Source organism: Haloferax sp. AB510 (assembly GCF_024136985.1).
Taxonomy (GTDB): Archaea; Halobacteriota; Halobacteria; order Halobacteriales; family Haloferacaceae; genus Haloferax.
This window is the reverse complement of sequence record NZ_JAMYJY010000106.1, coordinates 1-12,752: the sequence shown is the minus strand read 5'-3', so window position 1 is coordinate 12,752 and position 12,752 is coordinate 1. Positions and strand designations below refer to the sequence as shown.

10 protein-coding genes and 1 pseudogene are annotated in these 12,752 nt (G+C 67.3%); 5 read left to right on the top strand and 6 right to left on the bottom strand.

The genetic code is table 11. The features are described from left to right. The 5 genes and pseudogenes from NKF06_RS16770 to NKF06_RS16755 form a co-directional block, all read right to left on the bottom strand. Nucleotides 1–622 (bottom strand): annotated as a pseudogene (locus NKF06_RS16770) (Xaa-Pro aminopeptidase); the annotation flags it as partial. A gap of 6 nt (nucleotides 623–628) precedes the next feature. Continuing rightward, entirely contained in the window at nucleotides 629–2,479 is a 1,851-nt protein-coding gene (locus NKF06_RS16765; RefSeq protein WP_253246054.1) for an ATP-dependent helicase, read from the bottom strand. Nucleotides 2,480–2,637: 158 nt separating this feature from the next. After that, nucleotides 2,638–2,814 carry an HVO_0416 family zinc finger protein gene (locus NKF06_RS21100; RefSeq protein ID WP_004973500.1) on the bottom strand — a complete coding sequence of 59 codons (177 nt, stop codon included), beginning with the start codon at nucleotides 2,812–2,814 and terminating at the stop codon, nucleotides 2,638–2,640. Nucleotides 2,815–2,905: 91 nt separating this feature from the next. Next, on the bottom strand, nucleotides 2,906–4,420 hold the full coding sequence (locus tag NKF06_RS16760) for a carboxypeptidase M32 (RefSeq protein ID WP_253246053.1): 1,515 nt from the start codon (nucleotides 4,418–4,420) through the stop codon (nucleotides 2,906–2,908). Between the two features lie 353 nt (nucleotides 4,421–4,773). Next, a complete protein-coding gene (locus NKF06_RS16755) occupies nucleotides 4,774–5,868 on the bottom strand; it encodes a M20/M25/M40 family metallo-hydrolase (protein ID WP_253246052.1) in 1,095 nt (364 codons plus the stop codon). 159 nt (nucleotides 5,869–6,027) lie between these two features. On the opposite strand from NKF06_RS16755, the gene NKF06_RS16750 reads away from it, so the two are divergent. After that, on the top strand, nucleotides 6,028–7,659 hold the full coding sequence (locus NKF06_RS16750) for a methyl-accepting chemotaxis protein (protein ID WP_253246051.1): 1,632 nt from the start codon (nucleotides 6,028–6,030) through the stop codon (nucleotides 7,657–7,659). Between the two features lie 117 nt (nucleotides 7,660–7,776). Then, nucleotides 7,777–9,657 (top strand): PINc/VapC family ATPase, encoded by a 1,881-nt coding sequence (locus tag NKF06_RS16745; RefSeq protein WP_253246050.1) that lies wholly within the window; start codon nucleotides 7,777–7,779, stop codon nucleotides 9,655–9,657. 111 nt (nucleotides 9,658–9,768) lie between these two features. On the opposite strand, the gene NKF06_RS16740 is transcribed toward NKF06_RS16745, so the two are convergent. Continuing rightward, nucleotides 9,769–10,062, bottom strand: coding sequence for a helix-turn-helix domain-containing protein (locus NKF06_RS16740; protein ID WP_004044502.1), 294 nt, complete (start codon nucleotides 10,060–10,062; stop codon nucleotides 9,769–9,771). A 124-nt stretch (nucleotides 10,063–10,186) separates the two neighbouring features. Here NKF06_RS16740 and NKF06_RS16735 point away from each other — a divergent pair, with 124 nt between their 5' ends. From NKF06_RS16735 to NKF06_RS16725, 3 genes are all read left to right on the top strand, one after another. Continuing rightward, a complete protein-coding gene (locus NKF06_RS16735) occupies nucleotides 10,187–10,501 on the top strand; it encodes a hypothetical protein (RefSeq protein ID WP_058826686.1) in 315 nt (104 codons plus the stop codon). Nucleotides 10,502–10,503: 2 nt separating this feature from the next. Beyond that, nucleotides 10,504–12,318, top strand: a complete 1,815-nt coding sequence (locus NKF06_RS16730; RefSeq protein WP_058826685.1) for a ribosome biogenesis/translation initiation ATPase RLI — start codon at nucleotides 10,504–10,506, stop codon at nucleotides 12,316–12,318. A gap of 139 nt (nucleotides 12,319–12,457) precedes the next feature. Then, the coding region (locus NKF06_RS16725; RefSeq protein WP_253246049.1) for a VOC family protein at nucleotides 12,458–12,752 on the top strand (295 nt) is incomplete at its 3' end.

The following is a 12,752-nucleotide window of genomic DNA, read 5'->3' as shown; positions in this document are numbered from 1 at the left end:
CGAGCGTCGCGTTCACCTGTCGGCGGAGTCGCTCGGTGGACAGCGGCGCGCCGTCCCAGGAGAGGGCGGGTTCGCCGTCGTCGCCGTCGCCGCCGTTCCCCTCAGGGCCGCTGTCGGCGTCGTCGGCTTCCTCGACCGTCGCCGCCGACAGTATCGCGGCGGCGCGTCCGACGCCGCGGGTCGCCGCGCGCTGGACGGCCTCGATGGCGTCGCGCTCGGCGTCGTCTTTCACCGCGCGGGCGTCTGCGACCGCCGGGGTCGACGCGAGGTCGTAGCCCGCCGATTCGAGGTGGAGCGCGGCGTCGTGCGGAACCGTCCGCGGCGCGAGGACGGTCCCGTCGGAAGCGCCGTGTTCTGCGAGGACGGCCGCGGCGGCCTTCCCCGGCGGCCTGTCATCGACGCGGACCGAGGCGACCGGGAGCGACGGCGGTTCGACGGTCGAGGGGACTCGGAGATGCGTCTCGCCGGCGACGCGGACGAACACGAGGTCGCAGTCGAAGTCGCGACCCGTGAGGTATCGACTGGTCGGGTCGGAACCGCGGGAGACGGCGACGAAGCCGACGGCGTCTCGCTCGGAAACGGCGGCGTCGATGGCGTCGCCGCCGCGCGGACCTCCCCGCACGGGACGTTACGCCTCGGGTTCGGGCGCGGGCGGTTCCTGCGCGTCGTCGACGAGCTCCTGTGCGGGGTCCTCGCGAATCTCGTTGTGGAGGAGGACGCTGATGGGGAGCGTCGGCGCGCCGGTGACGAGGTTCTCGAGGACGATGAGGCGCTCGCGGGCGCGGGACATGCCCACGTAGAAGACGCGGCGCTCGTTGTCGGTGATGAGGGGGACGGGACTCGTCGTCGCGGTGAACTCCTCGATGCCGCGGGCTTCGAGCTCCTCGTCGGAGACGGAGGCGGCCATCTGCTCGACGACCTTCTCGGTCAGGTCGGTCGCCATGAACACGTGGTCGGCCTCGCGACCCTTCGCGGAGTGGATGGTACCGACGCGGACGCGACTGGGGTCCATCCCCTCGTAGTCGCCGCCGAAGTACGCGTTGACGGACTTGCGCTGGAAGCTCGTCACCTTGCGCACCATGTCGCTCGCGGACGCGCTGTCGGGGGCGAAGGGCGCGAAGTTCTTGATCTCCTTCGTCGTGAACTCGATGTCCGTGATGTCGTCGACGCCGGCTTCCTCCTGTCTGTCGTCGATGGCGTCGAACAGGTCGTCGCGGTCGTTCGTGCCGAACGCGGAGTCCTGCAGCATGTCGGCGAGGCGGCGCGCCTCCAGCCCGTCGACGGGCTCTTCAGCGTCAAGCGCCTCGACCGCGCGGACGTACTGCGTGAGGCGGTCGGTCCACATGCGCTGGTCGGTCAGCGTCGAGAAGGGGATGCCCGACGGGAGGAACTCGTCGATGAACTGGAACATCTGGTAGCGCGCACGGAACAGCACCATCACGGTGCCCTCGTCTTTCTCGACCGTGTAGCGGACGTTCCGGGCGAGTTCGAGCATCGACGGGCTCTCGACGGCCTCGACCGCGCCGCCTTCCTTGCGGGGTTTGAGGTCCTTCTCCTGTCGCTTGTCGATGTGGCGAATCTCCCGGTTGACGACGTTGAGGACGTTCGACGGGAGTCGGTAGGAGTTCGGGAGAATCTCGTCGTTGTCGCGCTCGGCGTCGAGGAGGAGGTTCGGGTCCGCACCCTGCCACGCGTAGACGACCTGGTCGTCGTCGCCGGCGATGAGGACGCCCTTCATGTGGGGCTTCCACTCCTCGTACACGTCGTACTGGAGGGTCGTGATGTCCTGGAACTCGTCGATGACGAGGTAGTCGACGTTGGGGACGAGCGCGCGCTGCTTGACGCGTTCGAGCATGTCAGCGAATCCGACGAGCCCGTTTTCGCCCTTGTAGGCGCGCCACGCGCGGATAGCCTCGGGGATGTCGATGCGGTCGTCGTCGGACGGCCACGTCGGGGTGTACTTGTTTCCTTCCTGCGCGTTCGGGTCGACTTCCGGCGGGAGGCGGACCTCCTCGACGTTCCACTGGAACGGCACGTCGTACCAGTCGGACACGTCGCGGCGGGTGCGCTGGAGCCACTGGCTCGTGGCGATGACCTTGTTCCCGATGGTGGTCGAGCGGGCGGTCCGACGGCCCGCGCCGCCGTACTCGTCTTCGAACTCGATGCCGTAGTCCTCGCAGAACTCCTGTTTGTCGTTCTCGCCGACCACGTCGTTTCGCGAGAGGCTCAGCAGTTCGTACGCCTTCGCGTGCATCGTCGAGACGTTCCCCTTCAGCGACCGCGGGTTGATGTCGAGTCGCTCCGCGAGCCGGTCGCGGACCTCGGCCGCCGCGGCTCGAGTGTAAGAGACAACGAGAATGTCGCGGATGGTGACGCCGTCTTGTTCGAGAATCTCCTCGACCTTGTCGAGCAAGGCCGTGGTCTTCCCGCTTCCCGGGCCGCCGAACAGCCGGGTGACGGTCACGTCGGATTCGCTCATTGTGCACGTTCACGGCCTTATCGGTGATAAGCGACGTGCTTCGGACGAGGGCGAACGCGCCCGGAGCAGTCGTACTCGCCGGGCGTTCGCGGACGGCTCACCGAACGGGTGAGAAACCGTCGAGAACAGGTGCTTGTGGCTTGGTCAGTTCGGACGCGTCAGGCCTCCGGCACCCACCCGCAGACGGAGCAGGTTGCCGCGCCCATGTCGTGCAGGGCCCCGCAGTCGGGACACTGCAGCTTGTTATAGGATCGGTCCCAGCGTACCGGTTCTGTCTCGTGACCGCGGTCGGTCAAGAACTGGTCGAACAAGTCGTCACTGGGTGCTGAGGCCATACGTGGTATGATATGACATACCCCTATTTAGTTCCTGCGACGACTCCAAACCGTCAAAAATCGGGTGACTGCGGCGGAATTTCAGTCTCTCTTACAGGTCGTACAGCGCCCCGTATTTCGACTCGACGTAGTCGAGGAACGCGTCGGCGGCGAAGTCTTCACCGGTGGCTCGCTTCACGAGGTCGTTGGTCTCGTAGCGGCGGCCGTGCTGGTGGATGTTCTCGCGGAGCCACTCGCGGAGGTCGCCGAACTCGCCGTCGGCCAGTTTTCCGTCGAGGTCGTCGATGTCCGCCTCGGCGGCCGAAAACAGTTGGGCGGCCATGATGGAGCCGAGCGAGTAGGTCGGGAAGTAGCCGAAGTTCCCGTACGCCCAGTGGATGTCCTGCAGACAGCCCTCGGAATCAGTGTCCGGCCGGATGCCGAGGTACTCCTCGTACTTGTCGTTCCACGCCTCCGGCACGTCCTCGACGGCGAGGTCGCCGGCGATGAGTTCGCGTTCGAGTTCGAACCGGATGACGATGTGCAGGTGGTAGGTCAGCTCGTCCGCTTCGACGCGGATGAGGTTATCGTCGTACACCTGATTGGCGGCCTCGTAGGCCTCCTCGACCGTCGCGTCGACCTCGGGGAACCGGTCTTCGAGCGTGGGGAGGAAGTGCTGCCAGAAGGCCCGCGAGCGCCCGACGTGGTTCTCCCAGAGCCGCGACTGCGACTCGTGGACCGAGAGGTTGCGGTTCTCGCCGAGCGGCGTCGCGTAGTGCTCGTCCGGCAGGCCGAGCGTGTACAGCGCGTGGCCGAACTCGTGGACGGTTGAGAACAGCGACCCGAGCACGTCGGACTCGTCGTAGCGGGTCGTCACGCGGGCGTCGAACTGCGTCCCCGACGAGAACGGGTGCGGGGCGGTGTCGAGGCGGCCGCGCTCCCACGGGTAGCCGAGTGTCGAGAGCGCGTCGCGGACGAGCGCCTCCTGGTCGTCCTCAGGGAACTCGCCCTCGAAGGCGTCCACCGCGAGGTCAACGTCGGATTCGCGGATGTCCTCTATCATCGGGACGAGCACCTCGCGCACCTCGGCGAGAATCTCTTCGGCCTGTTCGAGGGGGAGACACGGCTCGTAGTCCTCGAACAGCACCTCGTAGGGGTCGCGGTCGGGGTCGATGTGTTCGGCGTACTGTCGCTTCAGTTCGACGTGCTTCTCCAGATGCGGCGCGAATTTCTCGAAGTCGTCTTCGGCCTTCGCCTGCTTCCACGCCGGAATCGCCTCCGAGGACGCCGCGGAAATCTTCTCGACGAGGTCGTTCGGCACGCGGGCCGCCCGCTCGTAGTCGCGGCGGAGTTCGCGCAGCACGTCGGCCTGCTCGTCGGTCGGGTCGTCGGCCTCGGCCGCGTCGAGGAGGTCGCCGAACTCGTCGTCGGTCAGGAGTTCGTGGCTCAACGCGGAGAGCGCCGACATCTGCTGGGAGCGCGCGGGCGTCCCCTCGTCGGGCATCATGACCTGCTGGTCCCACGAGAGGATGCCGCCGGCGTTCTCGACGTTGGCGATTCGCTTGTACTTCTGGAGGAGTCGGTCGTACGCCGACTCCGAGTCGGATTCCGCGGAGGACTGTGCCATGGTACGTACGGTGGTCTCGGAGGCGTATTAAATCGCAGGAGCCGGTTATCGGTGTGGGTGTTTCGAGATTCGCCCGCAACTGGTTGCTCTACTGGCACCGACAACGTGCCAACCGGACTCACCGACACAACAGCCGTGAACAACACCGCGAAAGCCCCCGCGAGCGACGGCTCCCGCGGCGACGCGCGCTCCTCGGCCTCCGGCCTGCGGTGCTCACGCCGCCGGGGTTCGCCCTCGCTCACGGCCCCTTTCAGTCCCGCCCGGTGGTTTGTCGGGAGTCGTCGCGGATGGAGTGTTCAGGTCTCGTCGCGGGCGGGGCGTTCAGTCGTCGTCGCGGCGGCGGTTGGCCGCGCTCACCAGTCTTCCACGAGCGCGCGGTACGTCTCGTAGCACCGCGCCAACACGTCGAGCGACACGCTCTCGTCTTTCGTGTGCGCCTCGCCGGGTTCCGAGGGGCCGTAGACGACGCAGGTCGTGCCCGCCTGCGCCAGCCATCCGGCGTCGGTCGCGTGGGGTTTCGTCGTCTGTTCAGGGTCCGCGTCCCCGCGGGCCTCGTGGACCGACTGGGCGACGTCGAGGACGCGCTCCGCGAAGTCGGCGTCGTCGCACGCCATCGGCGGGAGGTCCTGTTCGACGACCCACTCGACGCCCTCGATTTCCGTCGTCAGCGCGAGGTCGGCGAAGCCGCCGGGGACGGTCCGCTCGTCGATAGTCACCTCGCAGCGGTCGGGGATGACGTTCCACGCGCTCCCGCCGTCGATTTCGGTGACGGCGATGCTCCCCGAGACGGTGTGGCCGAGGACCTCCGTGTCTGGGAACGTCAGTTCGCGGACCACGTCGACGGCGTCGCAGGCGCGGTAGACGGCGTTTTCGCCGCTCTCGGGGACGCTGGCGTGGCAGGCGGTTCCGGTCACGACAAGGGTGCTCGCCCGACGGCCGCGGTGGGCGACGACCACGTCGGTCCGGTCCGGTCCGGTGTAGTTCGTCGAACCCTCGGCTACGACGGCGTAGTCGAGTTCGAAGCCGTCGTCGAGGGCGGCGCGGACGCCCTCTCCACCGATTTCCTCGCCGACGAACGAGGCGAAGACGACCTCGGACTCGGCGTCTGCGGCGGCGTCGCGGAAGGCGAGCATCGACGCGGCGACGGCTCCCTTCATGTCCGCCGCCCCGCGGCCGTAGAGGCGGCCGTCGCGGGTCTCGACCACGTAGTCGCCGTCGTCGGTCGTCTGCCGGTCGGCCGGCGGGACCACGTCGTGGTGGCCGACGAGCGCGAGCGACTCGCCGACGCCGGGGTTGGCGCGGGCGACGACGTTCCCCGCGTCGTCTCTGGTCACGTCGGCGTCGGTCTCCTCGCGGAGCCACGATTCGATGCGGTCGCCGACGGCGGTCTCGTCCTCGTGGCTCGGCACCGACACGAGGGCCGCCGTGAGGTCGCGGAGTTCGTCCATGCCGGCCCGTCGGCGGGTCGCCTCAAAAGCGTGTGGCGTCCGGCAGTCCGCGCGTGTACCCGTCGCAGCCGGGGGTGACTGCCGCCGCACAGCACCCGCCGTTATCAAATTTCGAGAATGCACGACCCGGCTTATTGTGCGTTCCCCGCACGTCCGAGTATGCGATTCGTCTCGACGTACGAACGGTTGCTCTGGGGAAGCATGGACGCGCTCGGTATCTCGGATTCGGTCGAGAGAAAAGTCGTCGCAGCCGTCGCCATCCAGTTCGCGGTCTCGCTCGCGCAGGCCGCGCTCCCGTGGGTCGCGACCGGCGCGCTCCGACTCGAACTCTCGGCGCTCTTCGTGTTCGGTGCCGGCCTCGCGTTCGTCAACACGATTATCATCACGCGAAAAGACATCGTCTCGCCCATCGAGTCCATCTCGTCGGCGGCCGCCGGCGTCGCGGCGGGCGACCTGTCGGCCCGCCCCCCGGACGTGAGCGGCACCGACGAGGTGGCCCGCCTCGCCGACGACTTCGGCGCGATGCACGACCACCTCTGTATCGTCGCCTCGCAGGCGGGCGCGCTCGCCGACCAGCGGTTCGACGACCCATCGCTCGACGAGGACTTACCGGGCGAGTTCGGCGACGCGCTCGACCGGATGCAGCGCGACCTCGCCGACTACACGCGTAACCTCCAGCACCTCGTGGAGGCGTTCGCCGAGGCGACCTCGCGGGCGCAGGCGGGCGACCTCACCGCCACCATCGACACCGACGACTGGGGCGTCGACGACGAGCGATACGAGGAGGTCGCGGCGACCTACAACGACCTCGTCCGCACCCTCTCGTCGACTATCGGCGAGGTGCAGTCGTTCGCACAGGAGGTGTCGGCGATGAGTTCGACCGCCCGCGAGCACGTCCGTCGGGCCGACGCCGCCAGCGAGGAAGTCGCCGCATCCGTCACCGAAATCTCCGACGGCGCGGGGACCCAGACCGAACACCTCCAGACCGTCTCCGACGAACTCAACACGCTCTCTGCGACCGTCGAGGAGATAGCCGCCTCCGCCGACGAGGTCGCCACCACCGCCGAGACGGCCTCCGAGCGCGGCGAGGTCGGCCGCGACGCGGCGACCGAGGCGATGGAGGAGTTAGACACGGTGGAGGCCCGCATCGACCGCACCGCCGACGCCGTCGCCGAACTCACCGAGAGCATCGAGGAGATAGACGAAATCGCGGCGTTCATCGACCACGTCGGCTCCCAGACCGACCTGCTCGCCATCAACGCGGCTATCGAGGCCGCTCACGCGGGCGAGGCCGGCGACGGCTTCGGCGTCGTCGCCCAAGAGGTCAAGTCGCTCGCCGAGGAGACCCGCGACTCGGCCGACGAGGTGTCCGACCTCATCGCCGACATCACCGAGCACTCCGAGGAGACGCTCGCCGACGTGCGGGAGATGAACCGGCAGGTCGCCGATAGCTTGGAGACGGTCACCGAGGCCATCGGCGAGTTCGAGACCATCGTGGACATGGTGACGGACATCGACGCCAGCGTGGCCGAGGTGAGCGCCGCGACCGACCAGCAGGCCGAGTCGGCGGCGGACATCGCCGCCCGCGTCGACGACGTGGCGAACATCTCCGAGGAGACCGCCGGCCAGTCGCGGACCGTCGTGGAGACGGCACACGAGCAGTCCGCGTCCATCGGCGACCTCGCGGACCAGACCGAGGTGCTGTCCTCGCGGGCGGCCGACCTCGACGGACTCGTCGGGTCGTTCGAGGTCGTCGATGGGAAGCGACCCGTCGCGCCGAGCGACGACTGAGTCGAGGTCGCAGGACGCGGGGCACGGAACGCGGGCCGCGGTACCACCCGACGCCCCGCCGGCGGTGTCACCGCTTTTATCTACAACCTTATCCGTCACCCGCCCAAACTCACGCGCATGAAGATAGTGCCGGACACGAGCGCGGTCATCGACGGTCGCGTGTCCGAGCGAGTCGACGACGGCACCTACGAGGGTGCCGACGTACTCGTCCCCGAGGCGGTCGTCAGCGAACTCGAATCGCAGGCCAACGACGGCCGTGACACGGGCTGGGAGGGCCTCTCCGAACTCCAGCGCCTCGCCGAGTTCGCCGACGACGGCGTCATCGACCTCAAGTACGTCGGCCGTCGCCCGAGTTCGGGCGAGACGAAAGGCGCCGGCGAGGGCGACATCGACGCGCTCATCCGCGACATCGCCACCGAGCGGTCGGCGACGCTCCTGACGAGCGACGTGGTGCAGGCGGAAGTGGCGAAGGCGAAGGGCGTCTCGGTCGAGTACGTCGAGGCCGCGGTCCGCGGCTCCGGCGGGCTCATCATCGAGCGCTTCTTCGACGACCAGACGATGTCGGTGCACCTCAAGACCGACACCCGTCCGAAGGCCAAACGCGGCGCGGTCGGCGAGATGCACTACCAGCCCATCGCCGACGAACCGACCGACGAGGCGACGATGAAGGAGTGGGCCGACGACATCGTCAACTCCGCCCGCGCCGCCACCGACGGTTTCGTCGAACTCTCCGAGCCGGGCATGGACATCGTCCAGTTCCGCGACTACCGCATCGCGGTCGCCCGCCCGCCGTTCGCCGACGGCATCGAAATCACCGCCGTGCGCCCCATCGTCAAGACCGAACTCGACGACTACGAGTTCGCCGACGAACTCCGCGACCGACTCGCCGAGCGCCAGCGCGGCGTCCTCATCGCCGGGTCGCCCGGTGCCGGGAAGTCCACGTTCGCGCAGGCGGTCGCCGAGTTCCTCAACGACAGCGACTACGCGGTCAAGACGATGGAGAAGCCGCGCGACCTGCAGGTCGGTCCCGACATCACCCAGTACACCGCCCTCGGCGGCGACATGGCGAAGACGGCCGACTCCCTGCTCCTCGTGCGCCCGGACTACACCATCTACGACGAGGTCAGAAAGACCGAGGACTTCTCGGTGTTCTCCGACATGCGCCTCGCGGGCGTCGGCATGGTCGGCGTCGTCCACGCCACCCGCGCCATCGACGCGCTCCAGCGGCTCGTCGGCCGCGTCGAACTCGGCATGATTCCGCAGGTCGTCGACACCGTCGTCTACATCGAAGACGGCGAGGTCCACACGGTGTACGACGTGCGCACCGAGGTGAAGGTCCCCGAGGGCCTCTTCGCGGAGGACCTCGCCCGCCCGGTCATCCAGATTCGGGACTTCGAGACCGGCACGCCGGAGTACGAGATTTACACGTTCAACCGGCAGGTCGTCACCGTCCCGCTCGGCGAGGGCGGCGAGGAGAAGGAAAGCGGCGTCTCCCGGCTGGCGAAACAGGAGATCGAACGCGAGATTCGCTCCATCGCCCGCGGCCACGTCGACGTCGACCTGAAGGGCCAGAACCGCGCGGTCGTCTACGTCGAGGAAGACGACATCTCCTACGTCATCGGGAAGGGCGGCGGGCGCATCTCGGACGTGGAAGACCGTCTCGGCATCGACATCGACGTGCGGACCCACGACGAGAAGCCCTCGTCGTCGGGACAGCACGCGGGCGCGAACGCTGGCGGACAGTCCGGCGCGTCCGGTTCCGGCGGCGGGGCCGGTGAGGGCGTCGTCGTGACGCCCGAGGTCACCTCGCGGCACGTCATCGTCCGGATGGACGGCCACGTCGGCGAGACTGTCGAGGTCCGCGCGGACGACGAATACCTGTTCACGGCGACGGTCGGCCGCGGCGGCGACATTCAGGTCTCGCGCGGCAGCGCCATCGCCGAGGAACTGGAGAACGCTATCGATAGAAAACAGCAGATTACGGTCGTTCCGGCCTAGGAGAACGGCCGAATCGTTTTCGTCGGTCGAGGCTCGACCGGATCGACACGTCGCAACAGGTCTCTTCCGACACCGACTGCGAAGCGTGCGGTGGTTCCGCGACGGTTCTGGTTACTCGGCGCAGCAGGCCTTTTCCTTGCCGCCGTCGGCTTTGGCCTGCGCCTGCTGCGGCGCGAGATCGGTCAACTGATAGAGGTTCTGTCGGGCGTCGGCGAAGTAGACGTCCTCGTCGACGATACCGATTCCCTCCAGTCGTTCGAGCGCGTAGCGAACGGTTCGCGCCGAGAGCATCGACTCTTCGACGATGCCTTTCTGGGTGAGCGGACCGTTGTATTCGAGCACTTTGAAAACAAGCTTCGCACTCGGTGGGAGGTCGTCGAGACTCTCCTCTTCTGTTCCAGCCATCGTTACGAATCGAAACGCGCTACCAGCATAAACCTTGTTGGCCCGCGACCGGCCGACAACGCTTTATCCGCGCGGCGGCGGCAGGAACGAACGCCTTTTGACGCCGGATGTCGCAGGGAAACACATGGCCACGGAAACGCAGACCGGTCTCTCCAGTCATATTCGAGGAGTGACGGTCACGACACTCGCCTGCCTCGCCGGCATCGCCGCCGCGGTGCTCTCCGGGGCTGTGGTGGGGACGAGTCCCGAGGCCGCGACCAATCAGTTGGCCGTGGGTATCCTCGGGGCATCCGTCCTCGTCCAGTTCCCGGTGCTTCGCGTCGTTGGCGTCGACGTCAACGGGTTCGGCGCGAAGGACTACATCTACGTGGTGTTCATGACCTTCGCGCTCTGGTTCATCACGTTCGCCATCCTCCTGACTTCGGGTGTTCAGATATAACGATGGCCGACGATAGTATCGCCGTCGTCGACTTAGACCGGTGTTCCCCCGACCGCTGTAGCTACGAGTGCTCGAACTTCTGTCCGCCGAACCGAACGGGCAAAGAGTGCATCACGCTCCGCGGCGAGGACGCCGAGCAGGGCGGTCCCGACCAGGTGCGTATCTCCGAGGAGATCTGCCTCGGCGAGACCTGCGGTATCTGCGTCGAGAAGTGCCCCTTCGATGCAATCGAAATCATCAATCTCCCCTCGGAGCTCGACGAGGAGCCGACCCACCGCTACGGCGAGAACGCCTTCTCGCTGTACGGGCTTCCGGTCCCCGAATCCGGCTCGGTCACGGGTATCCTCGGACCGAACGGTATCGGGAAGACCACGGCCGTCCGCGCCCTCGCGGGCGAGATGGTTCCTAACCTCGGCAACTACGACGAGGAGCCGACGTGGGAGTCCGTCCTCGACCGCTTCCGCGGGACAGAGCTCCAGAACTACGTTGAGCGGGTCCGCGACGGCGAGGTCTCCATCGCGCGCAAGCCGCAGTACGTCGACCAGATTCCCAAGCAGTTCGACGGCTCTGCCCGCGACCTCCTGGAGGCGACCGACGAGCGCGGCGCGCTCGACTCCTACATCGACCGCCTCGACATCGGTCCCGTCGTCGACAACGACATCAAGACGCTTTCCGGCGGCGAACTCCAGCGGGTCGCCCTCGCGGCGACGCTCGCCCGCGACCGCGACTTCTACTTCCTCGACGAGATTTCGCCGTACCTCGACATCGGCCAGCGCGTCACCGCTGCGCGGCTCATCCGCGAACTCGCGGAGGAAGAAGACCGCGCGGTGCTCGTGGTCGAACACGACCTCGCAATCCTCGACTTGCTCGCCGACACGCTCCACGTCGCCTACGGTGAGCCCGGGGCGTACGGTGTCATCACCGACCCCAAGTCGGTCCGAAACGGCATCAACGAGTATCTGAAAGGGTACCTCTCGAACGAGAACATGCGCATCCGTCCGGAGGCTATCACCTTCGAGGAACACGCGCCGCGCGAGACGACGAAGGCCGAACCCCTCGTCGAGTACCCCGAACTCGCCAAGTCCTACGGCGACGGCGAGTTCTCCCTCGACGTCGAGGCCGGCACCATCTACAACGGCGAAGTGCTCGGCATCGTCGGTCCCAACGGTATCGGGAAGTCGACGCTCGCACAGCTCTTCACGGGCGACCTGACGCCCGACCTTGGCGAGCTCGACTTCGCGCTCGACATCTCGTACAAGCCGCAGTACATCGAAATCGACCAGCCGATGCGGGTCGACGCGTTCCTCTCGTCTATCACCGACCAGTTCGGTTCGTCGTACTGGAACACCGAAATCGCGAATCCGCTCCAGCTCAACCGAATCATGGAGCGCAACCTCACCGACCTCTCCGGCGGTGAGCGTCAACGGGTCGCCATCGCGGCGTGCCTCTCGCAGGACGCCGACCTCTACCTGCTCGACGAGCCGTCTGCCCACCTCGACGTGGAACAGCGCGTGCAGGCCACCTCGGCCATCCGCCGCTACGCCGAGAACCACGACGCGACGGTCATGGTCATCGACCACGACATCTACATGATGGACCTGCTCGCGGACCGCCTGATGGTGTTCGACGGCGAGCCGTCCATCGAGGGCCACGCCTCGAAACCACAGGAGATGCGCGACGGCATGAACGACTTCCTGTCGGACCTCGACATCACGTTCCGCCGCGACGAGCGCACTCAGCGCCCGCGCATCAACAAGCCCGACTCGCAACTCGACCGCGAGCAGAAGCGCGCCGGCGAGTACTACTACGCCGAATAGCGACTCGGTACCCGTTCGCTCGCGTTTTCACCCCTCAGTTTCCCCGTCCTTCGCTCCCACACCTCCGGTTACACGCCGCGCCACGAGTGACCCCGATGTTACTACGGGCGTTTTCACGGTCACGCTCGAAGACGGAGGTATGACGAACGATTCCCCATCCGACGGTTCGCTCACGGACGACGCCCATCTCGGCCGGGTCGCGCTTCGCGTCGGCTCGCTCGACCGCGTCGTCCCGTTCTACCGCGACGTGGTCGGTCTCGAAGTCGAGCGCGAACGCGACGGTTCGCAAGCGATTCTCTCGGCCGGTGAGACTCCCATCGTCGTCCTCGACGAAGCCCCCGACGCCCCGGAGCGCGGCCGCCGCGAAGCCGGGCTGTTCCACCTCGCGGTTCGCGTGCCCGACCGGGGCGCGCTCGGCGACGTGCTCCTCGACG

Excerpts from the sequence above, each read along its gene's own strand:
- NKF06_RS16765 (WP_253246054.1), bottom strand. The coding sequence starts at position 2,479 with ATGAGCGAATCCGACGTGACCGTCACCCGGCTGTTCGGCGGCCCGGGA.
- NKF06_RS21100 (WP_004973500.1), bottom strand. The coding sequence starts at position 2,814 with ATGGCCTCAGCACCCAGTGACGACTTGTTCGACCAGTTCTTGACCGAC.
- NKF06_RS16760 (WP_253246053.1), bottom strand. The coding sequence starts at position 4,420 with ATGGCACAGTCCTCCGCGGAATCCGACTCGGAGTCGGCGTACGACCGA.
- NKF06_RS16755 (WP_253246052.1), bottom strand. The coding sequence starts at position 5,868 with ATGGACGAACTCCGCGACCTCACGGCGGCCCTCGTGTCGGTGCCGAGC.
- NKF06_RS16750 (WP_253246051.1), top strand. The coding sequence starts at position 6,028 with ATGCGATTCGTCTCGACGTACGAACGGTTGCTCTGGGGAAGCATGGAC.
- NKF06_RS16745 (WP_253246050.1), top strand. The coding sequence starts at position 7,777 with ATGAAGATAGTGCCGGACACGAGCGCGGTCATCGACGGTCGCGTGTCC.
- NKF06_RS16740 (WP_004044502.1), bottom strand. The coding sequence starts at position 10,062 with ATGGCTGGAACAGAAGAGGAGAGTCTCGACGACCTCCCACCGAGTGCG.
- NKF06_RS16735 (WP_058826686.1), top strand. The coding sequence starts at position 10,187 with ATGGCCACGGAAACGCAGACCGGTCTCTCCAGTCATATTCGAGGAGTG.
- NKF06_RS16730 (WP_058826685.1), top strand. The coding sequence starts at position 10,504 with ATGGCCGACGATAGTATCGCCGTCGTCGACTTAGACCGGTGTTCCCCC.